Raw genomic sequence first — 21,446 nt, forward strand, 5'->3', positions numbered from 1 at the left:
ATTCCAGCACAAGACCATTCCGGGCAGGCAGGCCGATTCCCTGTATGCAAATCCCTGCATAGCTCACCCCTTCATGGCGCAATAAGAAGGAACCACGCCCAAGGCGGGTTCCGGAGGCGGCATGAGGCAGGATTGTCTGGACTGGAAGCGGGTGCTGTTCGTTGCGCTTGTGGCCCTGCTCTGCCTGATCGCAGGCAGGGACGCTTATGCCGGTGGAACCCGCTGGACGGCTGGCTCGTCCTACTTTTCAGCTTCAGCAAAGGGCGTGCCCATCGTTTGGGCGGGGGGGAGCGTCAGATTCTTCCTCGACCAGGGCGCGCTCAGTACTACTGAGACATCGGCCCAGGCGAGCGCGATGGTAATCGCAGCGGCCAACGTATGGAATGCGGTCACCACGGCGGAGGTACAGATCGCCTACGCCGGTACGCTCTCGGAAGACGTGAGCGGGTTGAATGTCACGAATGCAAACGGGGTTTTGAGCGAACCTGCCGATATCCTACCGGCCGACACAGCCAGGCCCGTAGCCGTGATCTATGACGCCGATGGCTCGGTGATCGATGCGCTTTATGGCCAAGGAGCCAGCAACGCGGCGCGCTGCGACCAGAATGGCGTCATGGTGACCGTGGACAACTTCTCCACTGCGGGCAACATCGTGCACGCCACCATGATCGTGAACGGTCTCTGTTCGACGACTGCTGCCGGACTGGCGGTGCTGCCCTACCAGCTGGTGCGCGGCTTCGGGCAGGTGCTGGGACTCGACTGGTCGCAGGTGAACGAAGCGATGTTTCTCGATAACCAGATCAGCACGGCGGGACTGGCAGGATGGCCTGTCATGCATCCCATCGAGCGGCTCTGCAACGCCACCGGGCTCACCTGCCTGCCGAACGGTACGACATTACGGCTCGACGATATCGCGGCGCTGAATCGTGCCTACCCGGTGACTTCGGCGAACCTGGGTGCGATTGCCGGCAAGGTTCTAACCGCCGCCAACACCGTCTCCGTAAAAGGAACGGTCCAGTTCAAACGTGGGCAGGGAATGCAGGGCGTGAATGTTGTTCTGACGCCCTTCATCCCTGGCACCGATCTGCCCGATCTTCGCTATACGGTCAGCGCTGTGAGTGGAGCCGCCTTTCAGGGCCAGGCCGGCAACCCGGTAACCGGCATGACAGATGCGCAGGGCAACGCACTGAACCGATTTGGCACGGACGATGAGACGATGGAGGGTTTTTTCGATCTCAGCGGCATTCCTCTGCCGGCTGGGGAAACGACGGCCAGTTATCAGCTGAGCCTCGAGGCCATCGATCCTTTGTACGTCGGGGCAAGTTCAGTTGGCCCTTACACCTCCAGCCAGGTCACACCCTCCGGAACCATGCCGACTCTGTCGTTGTCCGGGCTGACCGCCGGATCGAACCTGACCCAGAATATCGTGATCGAGAACTCGGCCGATGCTTCGGATTCGGCCGATGACGGGATCGAAACCCAGCCTGCGAACCTGTCGCCGAGCGGGCAGTGGACCTCGCGCCTTTCCGGTTACGGGCACACGAGCTGGCTGCAATGGCATGTGCATGCCAACCGCGTGTTCACGGTGGAGGCGATGACCTTCGATGACAGCAGCAGGCCGACGATTGAAAAGGCCGAGCCGGTGCTGGGGATCTGGAATGCGACCGACGCAACCCAGGACCCTCCAGCCACGGCGACGGCAGAGCCGTTCAACGGCCTCGAAACAGGATTGACCACTTTGCCTGTAACGACGCTCTCCGAGGGCGAGGTACGCCTCGCAGTCTCGGATTTTCGCGGCGATGGACGACCGGATTATCTATACGGAGGCAGGGTGCTTTATGCCGATGCAGTAGCCCCCGCACGCCTCGGTTCGGGGGGCGGTCCGATCGTAATTGCAGGGTTGGGATTTCGGGTCGGCAATACGGTAACGGTGGGCGGAGTCGCAGCTACGGTCACCGGCATCGATCCCACCGAGATTACCGCAATTGCCCCACCTTCGAATGGGGTGACCGGCGATGTGGTCGTCGAGGTGCGGGACCCGCAGAGCTGGGGTGTCGCCATGATTCCGGACGGCCTGAGCTACGATGCCCAGACCGGAGACGCCCTGGCGATTGTCACCGCTCCGCAGAACACGGTGGCGATGGATGTTCCGCTGCCCTTTACCGTGCAGGCGCGCGGCTCCGACGGTATGACACCGGCGGCGGGCGTGACCGTCAGCTACACCGTGACGCAGGGGCAGGCTGCTCTCGGGTGTGGACAGGCAACCTGCGAGATAACGACCGCAGGCGATGGAACTGCGACTGTAATGGTGCAGGCGACGACCGCAGTGCTGGCGCAGGTAACAGCCTCGCTTACAAACGGAGCGAGGATTCTGGCGGAATTTACCGGTGGTGTGCCGCCGTCTATCAGCGCGGTTACGCCCAACCTTTATGTTGCGATCGGCGGGGCCGCGACCTGGCAGCCGCAGGGGCTGGTGTTGAGTCATGGCGCTCCAGCGGCAAATGAAATGGTGAGCTGGACTTCCGCGTCGAGCCGCATTACCACCCTCAGCAACACCAGCACGAGCGGCGCGAGCGGGATCGTGACCCAGCAGGTGCAGGTGAGTTCGCTGGCAGCTGGCGATGTCATTCCCGTGAACGCGTGTCTGGCAGAATCGGGATCGTGTGCCCAGTTCAATGTGACAGCCGTCCACACAGAAACGGCTCTCCTGGTTCCGGAAAGCGGCACGAATCAGGAAGCCGTCTTACCGCAGGGGCTTGCTCCGGTCACAATCAAAGTGACCGATGCCGTTGGCCACCCCATGGCTGGAGCGCCCGTCACATTCTATGAAACGCTCGAGGGCTGGACGCCAGCCTGTGCCCAGTACGGTCCCTGCCCAACCCCTCCCGTACTTCAGCAGCAAACGCTGCAGGGTATGTCAGTCGCAGATGGAACGGTCAGTTTTACGCCGTTATCGATTCCCGGCCAGCCGTCAAGGCTGTTTGTGACGGCGGTAACAGGAAGCTCCAGTTCATTGACCTTCGAGCTTCAGCAATATCCTGAACAAGGGCCTTGATTTGTTCGATTTGCAGCAGGGAAGGTACGGCTTGCCGGTTTGTGAGAGGCGGCGAAGATTGCGTCGAAAGATGGCCTGGGGAGCGCAACTCTCCGAGGGCATTCTGTGTCAGAGTGTATGAGACGCCGGGCAGTTCCTGATGGAACACGGCGGTTGATACGTGAACAGGATTTGCCGGAAAGGCTAGGCTCGACAATGAATTCAGTGAGTGGCATGGTTCTCAGGCTAGGAAAGCAGGCGGTAGCCTGCACCCTTGTGTATTTCATGATTCCTTTGGGAGTGGCAGACGTTTTTGCCCAGGAGGCGCCGCCTCCGCCGCCACCGGATCAACAGCAGCAGCAGCAGTACGACCAGCAGCAACAGTACCAGCAGGGCCCTGATCAGGGTGCGCCCGATCAGGAAGGCCCTCCACCGCAGCAGTGGAATGCATTGAGTCCGGATCAGCTGGGCCAGATGGTTGCGCCGATCGCTCTCTATCCGGATTCGCTGGTCGCACAGATCCTTGCCGCGTCGACGTTTCCTTCGCAGGTCGTTGACGCGGACCGCTTCGTGCAGTCGCATCCGGGCGTTCCGCCGGACCAGCTCGGCCCGATGATCGACAGTATGCCCTGGGACCCCAGCGTGAAGGCGCTCGTGGCGTTTCCGTCGGTGCTCAGCAATCTCGACAAGAATCTCGACTGGACCAGCCAGCTTGGTAACGCGTACTACAACCAGCCGCAGGACGTGATGGCCGCTGTGCAGACCATGCGTCAGCGGGCTTATCAGGCAGGCAATCTGCGCACGAACCAGCAGCTGGACGTCACCTACGATCCGGGCAATATCGTGATTGCGCCTGTAAACCCGGCCGTCGTGTACGTGCCTTACTACAATCCCTGGGGTGTATACGGAGCCCCGATCGTCGCCTGGGGCGGCTACTATCCTCCACCCCGGCCGGCCGGCTTGTTCTTTGCTGCAGGCATTGGGCTGGGTTTTGGCATCGGTATCGCCATCGGTGGATGGAACCACTGGGGATGGGGATGGCACAACTGGGGCATGGGATGGCATGACCGCACCGTCGTCTTCAACCGCAACGTGTACGTGTCACGCAGCGTGACGGTCGTCAACCACGGTTATTACGGACACTTCGATCGTGCGCCCGGAGCCCGCGCCTTCAATAGAAACCTGGCAGTACGCTCGGGTGCCTACCACGGCGGTGGAAACTTTAACCGTCCTGGCGGAAATAACTTCAATCGCCCCGGGGGGAACAACTTCCATGGAAACGGCGGGAATAACTTTAACCGGCCTAGCGGCAATAATAATTTCAACCATCCGGGTGGCAACAACAACTTCAATCGTCCCGGCGGAAACAATAATTTCAACCGCCCTTCGAACGGCGGCTTTAATGGAAACCGTCCCGGGGGATCGAACAACTTCAATCGGCCGAATACGAACACGGCCCGGCCCAGCGGGGGAAGCAGCAACTTTAATCGTCCGAACAACAATGCTCGTCCGGCGATGAATAACTCCCACCCCACGGCCTCGCATCCGGCACCGCAGTCTCACGGATCTGCTCCTCATTCCAATGGAGGCGGTCACCCGAGCGGCGGCGGTGGTGGTCATCATAGGTAAAAATATCTTACCGGCAATAAAAAGCGGATGGGCTTTAGCCCATCCGCTTTTCTATTTCCGGGCCATAATAAAAGAGCGGCTTTGTTTCTAAAGTCGAGTGTATTTTGGGAATCTAAGCTCAGGGAGGAAAGATGCCAGTGTTATCAGACCGGGTGGAAGTGCCCGCGATCGCAGAGAAGCGCAGACCTCGGGTCCTCATCATCGGGGGAGGCTTTGCAGGCACGCACGCCGCGAAGGCTTTGGCCAACCAGCCAGTAGATGTGACAGTTATCGATCGACGGAACCACTTTACTTTTCAACCACTTCTGTATCAGGTTGCGCTCGCCGTGCTCTCTCCGGCGAACATCGCATCGCCGATTCGCGCGATCGTAAGCGGCAAGCAGAATATCGAAGTGCTCATGGACGAAGTCGTTAAATTCGACCTTGATCGCAGGCAGGTTGACCTGAAGAGCGGCGCGCGAATGGAGTTCGATTACCTGGTGCTCGCGACCGGTGCGACGCACTCGTATTTCGGACATGATGAGTGGGCGCAGAATGCTCCGGGTCTGAAGACGATCGAGGACGCCATCGAGATTCGCCGTCGAGTGCTGCTGGCGTTTGAACTGGCCGAGCGCCAGATGCTGGAAACCGGATCGCACCCTCCGCTCGATTTCAACGTGATTGGCGGCGGACCTACGGGTGTGGAGCTGGCCGGCGCAATTTCCGACATTGCGAAGCGTTACATGTCCCACGACTTCCGCCACATCGATCCCACCAAGGCGCGGGTTCGCCTGATCGAGGGCGGTCCGCGCATTCTGGCTGCATACCCTGAAGAATTGTCTGGCAAAGCCGTGGAACAGCTGGCGAAGCTGGGCGTGGAAGTGCATACCGGTGTGCAGGTGACGGATATCCAGGAAGGCTACATCATGGCGGGCGAGAAGCGGATCAACTCCGTCGTGACGATCTGGGCTGCGGGTGTGCAGGCTTCTCCATTGGGCAAGATGCTGGGCGTGGAGACCGATCGCCGCGGTTGCGTGCTGGTGAACGAGACGCTGAACCCCAATGGGCATCCGGAAATCTTTGTCTGTGGAGATCTTGCGCACTTCGAGCAGGAAGGCAAGCAGATTCCCGGCGTGGCACAGCCAGCTATGCAGATGGGCGACCATGTTGGCAAGATGATCAAGCAGGACCTGAGCGGACAGCGCCGGTCATCCTTCCGCTACTTCGACAAGGGCGACATGGCGACCATCGGCCGCATGGCTGCCGTAGCGAGGATCAAGTGGCCCTTCAAGGCCAATTGGAGCGGGTTCCCGGCCTGGATTACCTGGCTGCTGATCCACGTGCTGTTCCTCGTCGGGTTCAGGAACCGCGTTGCTGTCTTCTTCGACTGGATCTACAACTACTTCACCTTCACGCATGGCGCGCGCCTGATCACCGGCAGCCAGGATCTGCCGGGCTGGGACAGCCAGCCAGGCGTTCATGAGTCGGCGAAGACCACACCGCTTGACCAGAACTCACCGGGCGCACGCACAGCGTAAGGCGTTCTATCGGCTGGGATCGTAATTCAGATTCGGTCCCAGCCAACGTTCTACTTCGGCAAGTTCCATGCTCTTGCGCGTGTGATAGTCGACCACCTGATCGCGGTCGATCTTGCCGACGTCGAAGTAGCGCGATTCCGGATGCGCAAAATAGAGCCCGCTCACGCTTGAGCCGGGCCACATGGCAAAAGATTCGGTAAGTTGAATGCCGGTGTTCTTCTCAACATCAAGCAGGCGCCAGATGGTGCCCTTTTCCGTGTGGTCGGGAGATGCCGGGTATCCGGGCGCGGGACGGATGCCGCGATAGCGCTCGCGGACAATGTCTTCGCGTGTCAGATTCTCTTCGCGGCCATAGCCCCACTCATCGCGCACGCGTTTGTGCAGGCATTCGGCGAAGGCTTCCGCCAGGCGATCGGCGATGGCCTCAGACATGATTATGTTGTAGTCATCGTGTTCGGCGCGGAAGCGTTCACAGAGTTCCTTGAGGCCGACGCCGCTCGTCACCGCAAACATGCCAACGTGGTCGCTGAGCCCCGTTTCCTTCGGCGCGATGAAGTCAGAGAGAGAACGGCAAGGCTCGCTGCCTTCACGGTTGGCCTGCTGGCGCAGGAAGTGGAGGCGTTCGAGAACCTCTTCTCTGGCCGCATCGGTGTAGAGCTCCACATCGTCGCCGGTTGCGTTTGCGGGGAAGAATCCGTAAACAGCTTTTGCCGTCAGCAGCTTTTCCGCGATGATGCGGTCAAGCAACTCGTTGGCATCGGCGAAGATCTGGCGTGCCTGTTCGCCTTTTTTCCCGTCTTCGAGGATCTTGGGATAGCTGCCTTTCAACTCCCATGTATGGAAGAGCGGCGACCAGTCAATGAACTCACGCAGAGTGGTGAGAGGAAAGTCTTCCAGGACGTGCACGCCGGTAAAGGCGGGCATAGGAACATCCGCTGCGTTCCACTCTATAGGAGTGCGGCGTGAGCGCGCCTCTTCAATCGAGACCGTGCTCTGCTTCGGTGCGGCGTGTGTTCTGCGTACGTTCTCGTACTCGGCCTGATGTTGCGCGATGAAGTTCTCGCGGCTCTCTTCACTGAGCAGGCTGGTTGTGACAGGCACGGCGCGGCTGGCGTCGAGCACGTGCACGATGGGCGCGCTGTAATGGGGCGCGATCTTGATGGCGGTGTGAGCGCGGCTGGTCGTGGCTCCGCCGATGAGCAGCGGAAGCTTCATCCCCTGGCGCTCCATCTCGCGCGCCACGTGAACCATTTCGTCGAGCGATGGAGTGATGAGTCCGCTCAGGCCGATGATGTCGGCTTTCTCGGTCCGTGCGCGTTCGAGAATCTTTTCCGAAGGCACCATCACGCCCATGTCGATGACTTCATAGTTGTTGCATGCGAGCACGACGCCCACGATGTTCTTACCGATGTCATGAACATCGCCTTTGACGGTAGCGAGAACGATCTTGCCCTGCGTTCTTACCTGCTGCCCTGCGGCTTCGGCTGCGCTCTTTTCGGCTTCCATGAAAGGGGTCAGCCACGCGACAGCCTTCTTCATGACGCGAGCCGACTTCACCACCTGGGGCAGAAACATTTTGCCCGCACCGAAGAGATCGCCGACGACGCTCATGCCATCCATGAGCGGCCCTTCAATGACAGAGATGGGGCGGCCAAGCTTGACGCGAGCCTCTTCCGTATCCGTGTCGATATACGTGTCGATGCCCTTGACGAGCGCATGGGCAAGGCGCTCCTCAACCGAACCGTTGCGCCACTCTTCAACCTTCTTCTCGCTGACGGCAGCGCCTGAGTCGGTGGCCTTGAGCTTCTCGCCGAAGTCGACCAGCCGCTCGGTTGCATCAGGACGGCGATTCAGCAGCACGTCTTCGACCAGCACCTTCAGCTCGGGCTCGATCTCTTCGTAGATCTCGAGCTGGCCCGCATTGACGATGCCCATGTCGAGGCCTGCGGCAATCGCGTGGTAAAGGAAGGCCGCATGCATCGCTTCGCGAACCTTGTTGTTGCCGCGGAAGCTGAAGGAGATGTTGGAAACGCCGCCGCTTACCTTGGCATGTGGCAGATTCTCCTTGATCCATTGCGTCGCGCGGATGAAGTCGACGGCATAGTTGTTGTGCTCTTCCATGCCGGTCGCGACGGTGAGGATGTTCGGATCGAAGATGATGTCTTCGGGCGGAAAGCCGACTTCGTCGACGAGGATGTTGTAGGCGCGCTGGCAGATGCGGGTCTTGTCTTCGTAGGTTGCGGCCTGTCCCTGTTCGTCGAAGGCCATGACCACCGCCGCTGCGCCGTAGCGGCGGATGGTGCGGGCGTTTTGGAGAAACTTCTCCTTGCCTTCCTTCAGCGAGATCGAGTTGACGATGCCCTTGCCCTGCAGGCACTTGAGGCCGGCCTCGATCACCTCCCACTTGGAGGAGTCGACCATGAAGGGAACCTTCGCGACTTCTGGCTCCGACGCAAGCAGTTGCAGGAAGCGGGTCATCGCGGCTACGCCGTCGATCATGCCCTCATCCATGCAGATGTCGATGACGTTTGCGCCGTTCTCTACCTGCTGGCGTGCGACGCTTACGGCTTCTTCGTACTTGCCTTCCTTGACCAGCTTTGCGAAGCGCGGCGATCCGGCGACGTTGGTGCGCTCGCCGATCATGATGAAGACACCGGGCTGTTGCGTAAAAGGCTGCGAGCCGGAGAGACGAAGAGGGATTGCTTCTATGGTTTCTGCGATAGCTGCGGTCATGCCCTGATCTTTCCAAGAGCCGGTTCGGCGTGATGAGTGTGCAGGTGGCGTGGTGGACGCCCATCGAGCGCCTGCGCGATGGCGGCGATGTGTTCCGGCGTATTGCCGCAGCAGCCGCCTGCTATGTTGATCAGGCCGCCGCCTGCGAACTCGCCAAGATAGCGTGCCATGTCTTCAGGCTTGAAGTCGAAGCCCGTCGGCGACAGGGGATTCGGCAGGCCAGCGTTGGGATAGGCGGAAATCGCCACGTCTGCTTTCTCGGAGAGCTCTTCGAGGAACGGATACATCAGGTCAGGACCGAGCGAGCAGTTGAGGCCCACAGACAGCGGGTTCACATGCTGCACGGCATTCCAGAAAGCTGCAACGGTCTGTGCGGAGATCATGGTCTCACCACCGCGTCCGACGGCGGCAGAGATCATGATGGGCAGCTCCTTGCCGTCCTCATCGAAGACTTCCTTGATGCCTACCAGCGCGGCCTTGGCATTCAGCGAGTCAAAGATGGTCTCGACGAGAAGCGTGTCCGATCCGCCTGCGATCAGGCCGCGGATCTGGTGCTTGTAGGCGTCCTTCACCTGGTCGAAGGTCACGACACGAAAGCCGGGATCGTCAGCGTCAGGCGAATTCGAAAGCGAGACGGTGAGCGGCCCGATGGCTCCGGCAACGAAGCGCTGGCGGCCTGTGGCGTTGGCGATGCGGTCGGCCCATTCGCGGCACTGGCGTGCAGACTGTTCGTTAATCTCCCACGCAAGGTCGTTGAGGAATGGCGTTTCGATGATCTTCTGGTAGAAAGCCGGATCCTTGCGGCCGCCGGTCTCGCGCGGATCGTCGACGAAGAACTCGCTCTGCGAGATGCTGGTCGCGCCGAAGGTGTTCGTCTCGATGATGTCGGCGCCGGCTTCGAGGAAGCGGCGATGGATGTCGCAGATCATCTCCGGCTGGGTCAGGCTGAAAAGGTCGCCGTTGTTCAGCAGGTCCTTCTGCGAGTCTTTGAAGCGATCTCCGCGTATGTCGGCTTCCGTCATCCCGTAGGTGCGGATGGTGGTGCCCATGGCGCCGTCGATGATCGCTATGCGTTCGGAAAGAATCTTCGCAAGAGGATGTTGTTGTGCGGTCTTCATTTTGTCCCTGGTAAAACGAGCCAGAAGCGTAGAGCGAGTCAGAAATGGGTTGCTGCACAACCTTCGACTTCAGCGTGACACGCTGTCCGGCTATGGCATTGCCTGCGGCGTTATGCCGGGAGGCACTTCTATTGATTATCGCATTCACCGAAAGGATTCTTCGCCAGGCGGCACATCGGGTCGCAGATGTCGGGCGGGTTCTAACCTGCTGGCCTGCCGAAGCTTGCGCTTGCCATTCCACCCCCTGTCAGGTTCGAATAGCTGTCGCCGCAGAAACAGGGAGGGCAGCATTGGCGATCACTCGAAGGCAGATGGTTTCAGGAGCGGCAATCGCGGCCGCGGTTGCTGCTGTGCCGTCCAGGGCGCAGGATACGGCGACGAAAAAGCAAAAGATCGTGGTCTGCGGAGGCCATCCAGGCGACCCTGAATATGGTTGCGGAGGCACGATCGCCCGGTTAACTGCTCTGGGGCACGAGGTGACGCTGCTGTATCTCAACGAGGGAGACTGGCCGCCAACCTCAGCAGCCGAGCGGCTTGAAGAAGCGCGGAAGGCGTGCGAGATCCTGAAGGCGAAGCGCCTGTATGCAGGGCAGAAGAACGGTCATGCGATTGTTGATGAGGAGCATTACGAGGCCTATCGCAAGGTACTTGAGCAGGTTAACCCGGATATCGTGCTGACCCACTGGCCGATCGATAACCACCGCGACCACCGCGCCTGCTGGAACCTGACCTACGACGCGTGGCTGCAGGGGAAGAAAAAGTTTGCACTCTACGCATACGAGGTCTCCGACGGCGAGGACACGCAGCAGTATTCGCCTGCGACTTATATCGACATTTCTTCGACTGAGGCAGTGAAGCGCGCCGCCTGCTATGCCCATGCTTCGCAGACGCCCGACCGCTACTACGCCATGCAGGATCAGGTAGCTGCCTTTCGTGGCATTGAGAGCGGGTCGCAGCGGGCAGAGGCGTTTTTCATGTTGCGGGGAAGCCCGTCGGATCTGTTGGCGGGGATTCTGCGCTGATCGCTGCTGAATGGCGTTGCCTGTTGGTGGTACCATTTCTGCGAGCTGACTCTCAGCCTCCGGAGGTTCATGATGAACCCGTTTTCCCGCCGTGATTTTCTCAAGACCTCGCTTGCTGCCGGAACCATGGCCAGCGTCGGTTCCGTCCCGCTCTATGGCGCGACGCCCGGCAGCGCGACAGACAAGGTGACCCTGGGCAAATCCGGTCTGCAGGTGACCCGGCTTGCCTTTGGAACCGGCACCAACAACGGACACGTTCAGGCCGAACTCGGACAAAAGGAGTTTAATCGGCTGGTTCACTACGCCTACGACCATGGCATCCGCTTCTACGAGACCGCCGAGGCCTATGTAACTCCGGCCATGCTGGGCGAGGCGCTCAAGCCTTTTCCGCGCGACAGCTACCAGCTCATGACCAAGGTGACGACCGATGAGGGCGTCGATCCACTGAAGCGCTTTGACGAAATGCGCAAGACTTCGCAGACCGATTACTTCGACATCATGCTGCTGCACTGGCAGCACACCTCGGACTGGGTTTCGACCACCTCGCGTTGGCAGGATGGCGTGCTTGAAGCGCAACAGAAGCAGATGATTCATACTCGCGGCGCTTCTGTTCATGGTCTTCCGGCGCTGCGCCAGATGCCCGGCAACCAGTGGCTGCAGGTGGCGATGATCCGCATGAATCACAACGGGACGCGCATGGACGGCCCGACTTATGCGGACAACAACAACCCGGACAATGTGTCTGAAGTTGTCGCTCACGTTCGGCAGGTAAAGAAAGATGGCATGGGCGTGATCAGCATGAAGCTTGTCGGCGCCGGAGATTTTACGAAGCACGAAGATCGCCTCGCTGCCATGCGCTACGCTTTCAATCACGCCGGCATCGATGCCGCGACCGTGGGCTTCAAGAATACGCAGGAGATCGACGAAGCGATCAGCAACATCAACCAGGCGCTGGCATAGCGTCCTGCGCTCGTCTTGAAAAGAGGCGGCCTCGCGGTCGCCTCTTTTCATGTCAGATGATTTCGACTTAAGGGAGAAGGAATGATTAAGGCTGTTTTTGCTGCTTTACTTGCACTGGTTTCTTTCGGATTTGCAGAGGCGCAGTCCCCGGCTGAACACCCAATCATGGGATGGAACAGCTGGAACCATTTCGGAGGCAAAGTCACCGACGCCGATGTGCGTTCAGCAGCGGATCAGCTCGTCAGCACAGGCATGCGCGACGCTGGATATGTCTACGTGAACTTGGACGATACCTGGCAGGGCAAGCGCGACGCGAACGGCATCATTCATCCGAATGAGCGCTTCCCTGACATGAAAGCGCTCGCGGATTACGTGCATTCGAAAGGGCTGAAGTTCGGCATTTATTCCTCGCCGGGTGCGAAAACCTGCGGAGGATATGAAGGCAGCCTCGGTCACGAAACACAGGATGCGCAGACCTATGCGAAGTGGGGCGTCGATTTTCTGAAGTACGATCTCTGCTCGTACCAGGACGACATGGAGAAGATACGCGAGGCGCATCCCGATGATGCCGATGCTGAGTTCAGGGCGATGATCGAGGCGTATCGCAAGATGGGCGACGCGCTGAAGGCAACCGGGCGGCCGATTGTCTATAGCCTCTGCCAGTACGGTCTCGCCGAGCCCTGGAAGTTTGGCCCGCAGGTGAAGGGCCAGATGTGGCGCACGACCGACGATATCTCCGATAACTACTACCGCATGATGTTGATCGCCTATGCAAATGTTCCCATCGCATCCTTTTCGGGGCCGGGACACTGGAACGATCCGGACATGCTCGAGATCGGCAACGGCGGCATGAAGTTCTCGGAATACCGCACGCACATGACTCTCTGGGTGATGATGAGCGCGCCATTGCTCGCAGGGAATGATCTCAGCAAAATGTCTGAAGAGGATCGCAGCCTGTTGATGAACCGCGAGGCGATTGCCATCGATCAGGACGCGCTGGGAAAATCCGCGGAACGGATCTGGCAGCGGGGAGATATCAGCTTTTGGAAGAAGCCGCTCGCCGATGGATCGACGGCAGTTGCCGTGGTCAGCGCCGATGCAAGTCCGCGAGATATTTTGCTCGACTTAGCCGACGCAGGTCTGGGTTCAGGCGCGACCGTTCACGATGTCTGGTCAGGAAAAGACCTGGGACGCTGGCCGGTGCGTCATGCCATGCGGATGGAACCGCACAGTGCGCAGTTGTGGGTGCTGCGAAAATAACAGCTTTCACAAACTGATGGCGAATGAGTAGGTTGAAGCTTCTTCGTATACAGTTGCGGGCTGCAAACTTATAATTCTGGGTCTGACGCAGGATCAGCCGCCGAACCGCCGCTATTGTCACAAGCTGACTGGTAGCAATCCTCTGCGTGGCCACGGAATCGGAGATAAATCTCACGCACCTGTGCGGCTCAGGAGCTAAGCCATGAGCACTCCTACTCGCGTAGTCGCTTCAACCGGGCCGGCTGCGAAGCGCAAGCCGGTTCCGGCGCACGCGAACACTGTCGAAACGCACGCCGGTCTGCGCGCTCCCTCACCTGCCTCTACACGTTTCCCTGACGGCAGAAGAACCATCCCCGTAAGCCATCAGTCGGATGCGGCGGAGCAGGAAGCGATGCATTCCGGCTTAAGGCTTTCGCGGCCGGAATCAGCCGTGGCTGCACGGCCTCATTCGTCACATGCGCGTGTGGACGCGGAGCAGATTAGCCCGGCACTTGCCTCTCCGTCGCATCCGCTCAATCGTGAGACGCGTGAAGGTCTCGAATCGATCTTCCGATATGACTTCAGTGCTGTCCGTGTTCACTCCGGAGACGTCGCCGCGGAATCTGCGAGTGCGCTGAAGGCCAGGGCGTATACCTACGGCAAACACATCGTTTTCGGTCCTGGAGCTTATCAGCCTGACACGGTGAGCGGCCGGCGCCTGCTCGCGCACGAGTTGACGCATGTGATGCAGCAGGACGCCGGCGTTCCCATGCTGCAGCGAGCGCCATATAACGAAACCCATGGCCCCCTGACGGAAGCGGAAGAAGCGGAAGAGACCTGGTATCAGGAGATGGGTGTTGAGGAGGCATTCTCCGATCCCGCTTTCGAGCAGGATTTCGGTCAATCACTCGAAGAGTTGATGGGGCAGTCGCTGACGGCGGAAGAGATACATCGCCAGCTGCTGGTGCGGCGCGCGCAGCCTCTGAGCGCTTCCGCGTATCAGGCGGGCGATCCTGTGATGACTCTGGCTAATATGAAACGCCAGATCCGCAACACGCAGGCAAGGATCCGGACAAGAAACCGCAGGCTCGCCGGGCTGAAAAAACAAGGAGCTGCCAAGGCCGAGATCGACGCTGTCAAGACCGAGATTTCTTCGCTCGAAGCAGAAGTGAAGGCGATCAAGACAGCGCGTGATCGTCTGCCGAAGTCGTTGGCCTTTTCGACGCCAGGCGCGGGCGCCCCGGCAGGCACAGGCGCGATTACCTACGCTGGCATCCAGGTAGAGACGGCGCAGGGAACGCGGATCGCGATTGAATTCGCAGAGACGACTTCAACAGAGCACGCCGAAGAAGTCATCATTCGCCAGCTCGAAACCAGACTGACCCCGCAACAGCTTCATGGAGCGCGGCTCACTGTCGTCGGCGATCAGGTGGTTTGCGGCGAGCGTTGCGTGCCTGCTCTACGGCAATTTGCCGAACATTATGGAGTGGAGTCGGTCGACGGCGTCGTCTTTCAGAGAGCCGAGATTCTGCCTGCCAATTTCATCGGGCCGCCTGAGCTTGCTTCGCCCCGTACCTCGCTGCGCACGATGACGCAGGCAAGCAGCGAGGGCAGACCGCTGGTGAGGCGCGACACATCCATCTATCGCAGGCCGCCCTCATCTTCGGGACCTCCTGTCAGCTCAGGGGCAGCCGGAGAGTCGGTTGTAAAGGGGGCAGAACAGCAGGTAGTGAAGGGAGCGGAACAGCAGGTTGTGAAGACTGCCGAATGCACTGGCACAGCGGAAGCCCGCGTCATTCTTCGCGGGCTGCTGGAAGGCTTCAAGGCGGAGTTGAAGAGCGTTACCTGGGCCAAGGTCGCCCGCTTCGGCAAAAGCTTTGTGAAAGAAGGCATCAAGGGGTACGCAACTGCCAAGGCTGTTGAATGGATCATCGGAGAAAGCGCGCTCGACAACGACCTTGCCGCCCTCGATGCTGCGAACCATGCGCCGCATAACAATACGGCAGAGAAAATCTCAGACTTCGAAAAGGAAGCTCTCAGTTTTCTTCCTCCGGAGATTGCCATTCCGCTTGCGGCTGATATCAAGACCATCAACCCATTGAGCGCGGAGTTTATCTATCAGGCCACGGTGCAGGAGAACCAGCGCAACTGGGAGAAGTTCAAAGAGGAGTATGGCGACTCCGATGACGCCGCGCAACTCTACGACCAGGGCCAGAAAGCGGCGGATGACTGGTATAACGGCGTGAATGTACTTGGCACCCCGTAAGCGTCTTCCCTTTCTTGTTCGAATAAATTTCGGGGTCACGCGCATCTCATGTAGAGGGAAGCAGTACTTCAACAATTCGAGGTGTAAAGATGCGTTTGTCTCGTCCTGTCTTCATGTTGTTTCTTTTCTCCGCATTGATCGTGCCTGTTGCTCCGGCCTTTTCACTGCAGGACGCAAACCAGAGCACGGCATCGTCGCAATCGGATAAGGATGCAAAGCAGCAGGAAAAAGACCAGAAGAAGCAGCTGAAGGCGCAGGAAAAGGCTGGAAAGGCCAAAGCCAAAGCTGCAAAGGCCCAGGAAAAAGCAATGGACGCGCAGGATAAGGCCGCGAAAGCCCAGCAGGACGCTTCGAAAGCCCAGTAATTCGCCGGGCAATTGGGGGTAGATTCAGCTTTAGCTGGAAGACTCGGAAAAAGCCTGATTCGAATGGTCGGGGCGGAGGGATTCGAAGGCTCCTACACCCGTGATCGCTATGCCGTTTACTTTGTGAAATTTAGCTGCAAAACCACTCAATTTGAAGGGTTTGCCAGAATTCTTAGACGTACCCTTCTGTCCCGGATTTTCTCACCAACGGACAGTTTTTCGCAAGATTTTCGTATCACTTCGTATCACCCAATCGCTCAAATCCGAGGTGGAGGGAGCCTGCACTCAGCCCCCGCAATATTGGTTCCCAGAGGTGTTGTTCATTTTTTGTGCTTGTTCGTGAAACACGAACAGCAGCAGAGCCTGAACAGCACGGGTATGACGGAATCTGCAGAAACAAAATTCTTCCCGCGAATACTGGGCAAACGTGCAGTTCGATATCGGAGGAAAACTCACCGCACCAGGAGGGGGACCGACTTCATGTGGGCCGTTATCAGGCGGCGAGTCTCCCGATCCAGCGGAAGTTCTTTCTGGAGTGTAGGCCAGAGTGCCATGATTCTCTCTATGGTCTCACGGGCGGTTTCAAGCACGAGCTTACTAGGAACCTGTGCTTTTTGTGCAAAGCGTTCCATCAATGCCCAATCCAATTGGCTGGTGGCCTTCTCTTTGGCAATAGACAAGGCCAAGCGATCATCTGCGATATAGCGCACGGTAGACACGAAATCGTAGGCTGGGGAGAGTTGCGGCGTGTGGCCGTCGGGATAGATAAGGGACCAGTTCTTCAAGTGCATGTCATTGTTTCCGATGACCGCATTGAAGACGAGCCGTCGAATGAACTCGGTGAACTGTATCTCATCCGTTAGACGCCATAGATCGGCGCCCATATTGGTGTAGCTGTAGTTCTTGTATTTGGCTTCGGGAAACTGCCCATATATCTGGTTGAAATCCTCGATATGGATGCGTTTTCCCTTCGCGCCACGGTCAAATCGGCGGATGTAATAGGCATTCCCTTTCAACAGCCGCCATTGTTCTGGAACGCCATCGATCCGGTCCATAGGGAGCAGGCCAACCTCCGGCACTTGTATGCCTACTTCACCCGCGAACTGCATCATGGAGTATTCGTTTTCGGGCAGATTCGGATACGCTGCGGACGGCAGCTTTATGATCCAGTGTTCACCCTGCCTGGAAGCGGGGATAGAGAGTTGCCGATTCGGATTGCCAACCGCCGAGAGCTTCAACTGGACGCCGGCGAGTGAAAATCTCAGAACATCCTTGCCGACCTTCGTGCGTACTTCAGTAGGGGTGCTTTGGGCAGGCGGAAGTGCGCGGCCTTCGGTGTCGTGAACGGTGATGGCCCCCGGCAGGTCATTGCCGAGAAGCCACAACAAAAAGAACTCTCTCTGCGCGTTCATATCGCCGTGCTCGGCGATATATTGCCGCAACTGTCCTTCGGGCAGAAGATTAGAAAAGAATGGAGGCAGTCGGCGCGTTACTGGCCGAACATCGGTTCGAAGCTCCCCGTAGGCATCGTAGAAACTCAAGCTCAGAACAGGCCGGTTCTGATCGGCAATATAGGCTGCATCGAAGACAAAAAGATTCTGGTCGTTCGGCAGGTTCGTAATCGTGCCAACAACGGTCCCAGAGAGACGTACCTCCAGGACGGAAGGCCGACTGGCGTTAATTGTTTTCTTCGTCGGCATCTTCCGGCACTCCTCCTGCTAGAGATGAGCTGCTTTCGGTAGGCACTTTTGAATAGCCTCCATCGGCTACATGCTCCACCAGTGCTCGTACGGCTGGCACAAGACGTTTGGGAATGAGCATGGGTTCGAGGCCCAAAACCCGCGCCATCTCCAGTAAAGTAGACACACGCAGATCGCCGCCGCGTTCGATTCGGGAGACGGAGCTTTGCGGTTGGCCGATACGCTTCCCCAAGTCGCCCTGGGTAAAATTCCTAGCCTCACGAGCCTGACGGATTTGATTCTGAATATATGCCATACGATATACCTGCTTAGAATATATCTTATAACATATATGACTGCAAATCCCGCTTCGGTTCTGGAAGAATTCTCTATTCGGAGAAAATAGAGTTCTGCGATTGACCAGCGAGTCGAAAGCTAACTACCTAAGAAGGCGCATAATACTTCCGAGGAATAATCCACGGGTGAAGTGTCAGACCAGGCGCATCGACAGACATGGAATGTCGTATTGATTGCTGCCAGATGGGGCCTGAAAGCCTACCGAAAAGGCAGGGTGATACAGTACGCCTTGTAGTGATATCCGATATTCGGTCATCTTCAGGACTGGCGGATAAAACACGTAATCCTTTCCAAGGTTCCGCCGCGGCAATTTGTACAATCGGATGGTCAATCAAAAGGAGAGCTTTCATTGAATGTGAAGATATTGCTGTGTTCGGCTCTGCCAATTGGAATCCTCCTGGTGTTTGGCGGATTTTTTGTTCTGATTTACGTCATTCCAAAGGCAGGAAAGAAGTATAAAGACTCGGAAAGCAGAACCGAGTTCTATTCGGTTCGCGCCGCGTATTGGTCAGTTTTAACCGGTCTCTTCGTGCTGATTGTATCCGTAGTCACCTTAGCTTCTTCCTATGCAATAAGTATTGGTATAGGAGGCAAGCGATGAGCTTTCTTGCGAAGGGGGATATTGAAGACTATATCGATCGAGGGGAGTTAATTAAGCTTCCCCACGACGGCGGTGATCATGAGAGTGTTGATAAAAACAATATCAACCAATCATCTTATGATCTTTGTCTTGGTAAGGAAATCTATATGGTGGGTAATGCTGCACCGCAAATCCTGACGAAAGACATGCCGTACGCCACGCTCATTCCTGGGCAGTTTGCAATTTTAACGACACACGAAATTGTCTCTCTGCCAAACGAGCTGCTTGCATTCATTTCCCTTAAGAGCACATATAAATTTCAAGGCTTAGTAAATATCTCCGGTTTTCATGTAGATCCAACTTTTGAAGGGAAACTTCGTTTTGGAGTTCAAAATGTTGGTCCATCAGACATTCGCCTCAAATGCGGGGAGCCAACATTTACCATTTTCTTCTCGACACTTTCCTCTGACCGAACAGGAAAGTCACGCAAGGATAATGGAAACACACACTTCCGGCCCTCAAAAAATGGAATACGGCTGCAAGATGTTCAATTGCTCGGAGGCGGAAGCTTGACACTGGCGAGTCTTCATAATGAAGTGGAGCGACTGTCAACACTGGTGAAGATATACGGAGGACTCGCAATTGCGGCACTTGTAGCGTTAATAGTGGATCTGTTGCAGAGGATGCACTGACACGATAGTTTTCAGAACGATCATCGATTATCCAGTTTCCGATAACTTGTCCGTTCATGCCAACGTTTCGACGCAAGCGACAAAAGCGGATTTGTGCATCTACCAGATAGATCATTCGCCAGCTGATCGTAGCCTCTGCGCCTGGCACTGTCAGCTGCGACAATCAAGAGCATGTTGCGCACTGCTGGAGTGCCTGGAGACACTGCAATATCCACGATATCGTTCTCTCTAAGTCCAGGGGCTATCAGTTCATTGACGGCTTTATTTAGGCTTGACCATATTGAGTCCGACATGTCTTTGGGTAATAGCAAATTGTCTTCACTTGTCGGCGCATCTAGGGGAATACGAGAAGTTACATTCTCTAAATCACGTTCGTAAACATGTAAGCTATCGCTCAATTGAGTGTAAGAGCCCATCGCTACGCCAAGCCAGCCGGCAAGTAACTCCTGCAGCATGGTGAATTGTACGAAGTTATATGGAGTGCCGCGAAACAGGTCATTGCTCCTCATAACCTGTGTCCAATACAACTTCCCATTCCTCAGTTTGAGCATGGAGCAAAGGTTACATGGAACATCCGCCGAAGTCGGACTTCCATCCGCCAGAGGTATATCCGTATTGGCATCCCAGATTTGCAGAACAGCCTGTCTGGAATGAGGATTGCGTGCCAAAGCAGAACAAGCGCGCTCCAATTGATCCACACCGAAGTGGTTGCGCAGCCTATATCCGTAAGCTCCAGGGTAAGACACACCAGCGCCTGCAAACTTTGGCAGGCGAGGATTGAAGAAGTTTAGGTATGCCGAATCTTGACGACCCGCGACAATTCCAATAACCTCAACGATGGCAAAAGGAGCACTCATAGCTGGGTATCTGGATACGACCCAGCGCTGGCGCGGATCGCGAATTACGAAAGCGGCTGGCAATAACTCCCACGCAGAACCTCCTCGCCCCGGTTGCAGGGTACAGTTTTCGCGGATTACGAACTCTTCCGCCGCTTTTTGCCACGCTTGGTCCGCAGTGCGACCATCAAATATTTCCAGACTGCACCTCCAGAAAAGGCTATCAAATCGTTTGTTTAGCGTTGGATGTTATTTCTGGTGTAAGGATTTGCTTGAACACCTCCCTCGAGAGGCCAGATTGAAACGGTAGTCCTTCGTCTTCAAATCGGCAACTCGGATTCCGAAGTAGGACACCCACATACCCAAACGCGTCCGCACTGACCGAGATGGTGCCGTATGACGAAAGGTAGACTCCGGCGATATGGTCCGCACCAGTTTGAAAAAAGAGATAGCCAGCTAGGAGCGCCGCCTTGTCTTTGAAGTGTGGAAGTGTAAGGTCTGCTGAACTAATGTCATTGTGCTGCAAAGCGATGAATCCAGGTAGATCTGACGGTAGCTGCATCGCCGCTTTTTTCATCGCATCCAACTGAGCCTTCGAGGGATCATCAGGCTTTTCGCTCCGCATGATTACGATCAACCTTCCTGTTTCCATCTGAATTCCAGCAAGATGGCAATTTTGACCGAACTTCCGTTGCGCTTCCTTATACAAGCTCTGCTCTGTTGCATTTGCAGAATCTGCAAATGCAGCAGAATACAGTTCCCGCGTGATCGTAAAGTTGGGTCGGTTCACAGTCACGATCTCACTCGCAATAATCAAATGCTTTGTCGCCTCTATCAGAGCGTTGCGCTCAGGCGTCACAGACGGGAGACGATCGTTGAGCGTGATAATGATCACTTCGCTAACATCTAGGCCTGAGGCTCGCGCTGACAATTCGGGCAACACCGCGTGCATGAACTCGTAGAATCCTTTTCTATGGATCTTTCTGCCAGCATCGCTGATAATGCCTTGCACTCAATGGCGCCTGTACATCTGCCCTTTTGGAACACCAGATCCGCATTCCCCGAGCCTTCTAGGTCGGGGAAACTTACGTCATATTCACCGGATACAAGTTGAGCGGCTAACTCCATCTCTTGGTATACGGAAGCAAACCCAGTGGTGGCCTGGAGAGCGTCCCTCAATCGGCCTTCGAGTGCCTTCCTCCCTCGATCCGAGAGAGACTTGTGAACCTCTACCACCGTCTGACAGAATCGAAGTGCACGGATTGAAATAGGATTTGACGCAAGTTCCGGCCCCATGCCTACTAGTCCGCGAGCGGACATTTCATCGGCGATTTGCAACTCGAGCCAGTGATAATCAGAAGCGATCCGTTCACAGTACGGCGATGAAAGACCTGCCCGTCGGATCTCACCCGTTCGTTT

15 protein-coding genes are annotated in these 21,446 nt (G+C 57.0%); 9 read left to right on the top strand and 6 right to left on the bottom strand.

Annotated elements, in window-relative coordinates:
* Positions 1-121: 121 nt before the first annotated feature.
* The 3 genes from LJD29_RS09840 to LJD29_RS09850 all read left to right on the top strand — a co-directional run bounded on the left by LJD29_RS09840 (position 122) and on the right by LJD29_RS09850 (position 6,180).
* The gene (locus LJD29_RS09840) at positions 122-3,055 is read left to right on the top strand and encodes an IPT/TIG domain-containing protein (RefSeq protein WP_446745583.1); all 2,934 of its coding nucleotides are present in this window, start codon (positions 122-124) and stop codon (positions 3,053-3,055) included.
* A gap of 213 nt (positions 3,056-3,268) precedes the next feature.
* Complete coding sequence (locus LJD29_RS09845) at positions 3,269-4,663, top strand: DUF3300 domain-containing protein (protein WP_446745584.1); 1,395 nt, start codon at positions 3,269-3,271, stop codon at positions 4,661-4,663.
* A gap of 131 nt (positions 4,664-4,794) precedes the next feature.
* On the top strand, positions 4,795-6,180 hold the full coding sequence (locus LJD29_RS09850; RefSeq protein WP_446745585.1) for an NAD(P)/FAD-dependent oxidoreductase: 1,386 nt from the start codon (positions 4,795-4,797) through the stop codon (positions 6,178-6,180).
* A gap of 6 nt (positions 6,181-6,186) precedes the next feature.
* Here LJD29_RS09850 and metH read toward each other — a convergent pair whose 3' ends face one another.
* The gene (metH, locus tag LJD29_RS09855; RefSeq protein WP_446745586.1) at positions 6,187-8,913 is read right to left on the bottom strand and encodes a methionine synthase; all 2,727 of its coding nucleotides are present in this window, start codon (positions 8,911-8,913) and stop codon (positions 6,187-6,189) included.
* Positions 8,910-10,031: a homocysteine S-methyltransferase family protein gene (locus LJD29_RS09860; protein WP_446745587.1), complete on the bottom strand. Its 1,122-nt coding sequence runs from the start codon at positions 10,029-10,031 to the stop codon at positions 8,910-8,912. Before LJD29_RS09860 ends, metH begins: the two co-directional genes overlap by 4 nt.
* Positions 10,032-10,321: 290 nt before the next feature.
* Between LJD29_RS09860 and LJD29_RS09865 the strand changes: the two genes are divergently transcribed.
* The 5 genes from LJD29_RS09865 to LJD29_RS09885 all read left to right on the top strand — a co-directional run bounded on the left by LJD29_RS09865 (position 10,322) and on the right by LJD29_RS09885 (position 15,883).
* Positions 10,322-11,053, top strand: coding sequence for a PIG-L deacetylase family protein (locus LJD29_RS09865; protein ID WP_446745588.1), 732 nt, complete (start codon positions 10,322-10,324; stop codon positions 11,051-11,053).
* Positions 11,054-11,122: 69 nt separating this feature from the next.
* The gene (locus LJD29_RS09870; RefSeq protein WP_446745589.1) at positions 11,123-12,013 is read left to right on the top strand and encodes an aldo/keto reductase; all 891 of its coding nucleotides are present in this window, start codon (positions 11,123-11,125) and stop codon (positions 12,011-12,013) included.
* A gap of 81 nt (positions 12,014-12,094) precedes the next feature.
* The gene (locus LJD29_RS09875) at positions 12,095-13,273 is read left to right on the top strand and encodes a glycoside hydrolase family 27 protein (protein WP_446745590.1); all 1,179 of its coding nucleotides are present in this window, start codon (positions 12,095-12,097) and stop codon (positions 13,271-13,273) included.
* 202 nt (positions 13,274-13,475) lie between these two features.
* Complete coding sequence (locus tag LJD29_RS09880) at positions 13,476-15,518, top strand: eCIS core domain-containing protein (RefSeq protein ID WP_446745591.1); 2,043 nt, start codon at positions 13,476-13,478, stop codon at positions 15,516-15,518.
* An 89-nt stretch (positions 15,519-15,607) separates the two neighbouring features.
* Complete coding sequence (locus LJD29_RS09885; RefSeq protein WP_446745592.1) at positions 15,608-15,883, top strand: hypothetical protein; 276 nt, start codon at positions 15,608-15,610, stop codon at positions 15,881-15,883.
* A 452-nt stretch (positions 15,884-16,335) separates the two neighbouring features.
* Here LJD29_RS09885 and LJD29_RS09890 read toward each other — a convergent pair whose 3' ends face one another.
* Together LJD29_RS09890 and LJD29_RS09895 are read right to left on the bottom strand one after the other, a co-directional pair.
* Entirely contained in the window at positions 16,336-17,583 is a 1,248-nt protein-coding gene (locus LJD29_RS09890; RefSeq protein WP_446745593.1) for a type II toxin-antitoxin system HipA family toxin, read from the bottom strand.
* Entirely contained in the window at positions 17,561-17,878 is a 318-nt protein-coding gene (locus tag LJD29_RS09895) for a helix-turn-helix domain-containing protein (RefSeq protein ID WP_446745594.1), read from the bottom strand. Before LJD29_RS09895 ends, LJD29_RS09890 begins: the two co-directional genes overlap by 23 nt.
* A 638-nt stretch (positions 17,879-18,516) precedes the next feature.
* Between LJD29_RS09895 and LJD29_RS09900 the strand changes: the two genes are divergently transcribed.
* Entirely contained in the window at positions 18,517-19,191 is a 675-nt protein-coding gene (locus tag LJD29_RS09900; protein WP_446745595.1) for a dCTP deaminase, read from the top strand.
* 20 nt (positions 19,192-19,211) lie between these two features.
* On the opposite strand, the gene LJD29_RS09905 is transcribed toward LJD29_RS09900, so the two are convergent.
* Together LJD29_RS09905 and LJD29_RS09910 are read right to left on the bottom strand one after the other, a co-directional pair.
* The gene (locus LJD29_RS09905; RefSeq protein WP_446745596.1) at positions 19,212-20,048 is read right to left on the bottom strand and encodes a thymidylate synthase; all 837 of its coding nucleotides are present in this window, start codon (positions 20,046-20,048) and stop codon (positions 19,212-19,214) included.
* A gap of 202 nt (positions 20,049-20,250) precedes the next feature.
* Positions 20,251-21,039, bottom strand: coding sequence for a hypothetical protein (locus LJD29_RS09910; protein ID WP_446745597.1), 789 nt, complete (start codon positions 21,037-21,039; stop codon positions 20,251-20,253).
* Positions 21,040-21,446: the final 407 nt, after the last annotated feature.

Source organism: Silvibacterium acidisoli, assembly GCA_022870745.1.
GTDB lineage: Bacteria > Acidobacteriota > Terriglobia > Terriglobales > Acidobacteriaceae > Silvibacterium.

Bases quoted from the DNA above. Each gene is read 5' to 3' on its own strand.
- LJD29_RS09845 (WP_446745584.1), top strand. From the start codon at position 3,269: ATGGTTCTCAGGCTAGGAAAGCAGGCGGTAGCCTGCACCCTTGTGTAT.
- LJD29_RS09885 (WP_446745592.1), top strand. From the start codon at position 15,608: ATGCGTTTGTCTCGTCCTGTCTTCATGTTGTTTCTTTTCTCCGCATTG.
- metH (WP_446745586.1), bottom strand. From the start codon at position 8,913: ATGACCGCAGCTATCGCAGAAACCATAGAAGCAATCCCTCTTCGTCTC.
- LJD29_RS09905 (WP_446745596.1), bottom strand. From the start codon at position 20,048: ATGAGTGCTCCTTTTGCCATCGTTGAGGTTATTGGAATTGTCGCGGGT.
- LJD29_RS09880 (WP_446745591.1), top strand. From the start codon at position 13,476: ATGAGCACTCCTACTCGCGTAGTCGCTTCAACCGGGCCGGCTGCGAAG.
- LJD29_RS09890 (WP_446745593.1), bottom strand. From the start codon at position 17,583: ATGCCGACGAAGAAAACAATTAACGCCAGTCGGCCTTCCGTCCTGGAG.
- LJD29_RS09840 (WP_446745583.1), top strand. From the start codon at position 122: ATGAGGCAGGATTGTCTGGACTGGAAGCGGGTGCTGTTCGTTGCGCTT.
- LJD29_RS09875 (WP_446745590.1), top strand. From the start codon at position 12,095: ATGATTAAGGCTGTTTTTGCTGCTTTACTTGCACTGGTTTCTTTCGGA.
- LJD29_RS09860 (WP_446745587.1), bottom strand. From the start codon at position 10,031: ATGAAGACCGCACAACAACATCCTCTTGCGAAGATTCTTTCCGAACGC.
- LJD29_RS09850 (WP_446745585.1), top strand. From the start codon at position 4,795: ATGCCAGTGTTATCAGACCGGGTGGAAGTGCCCGCGATCGCAGAGAAG.
- LJD29_RS09900 (WP_446745595.1), top strand. From the start codon at position 18,517: ATGAGCTTTCTTGCGAAGGGGGATATTGAAGACTATATCGATCGAGGG.
- LJD29_RS09870 (WP_446745589.1), top strand. From the start codon at position 11,123: ATGATGAACCCGTTTTCCCGCCGTGATTTTCTCAAGACCTCGCTTGCT.
- LJD29_RS09895 (WP_446745594.1), bottom strand. From the start codon at position 17,878: ATGGCATATATTCAGAATCAAATCCGTCAGGCTCGTGAGGCTAGGAAT.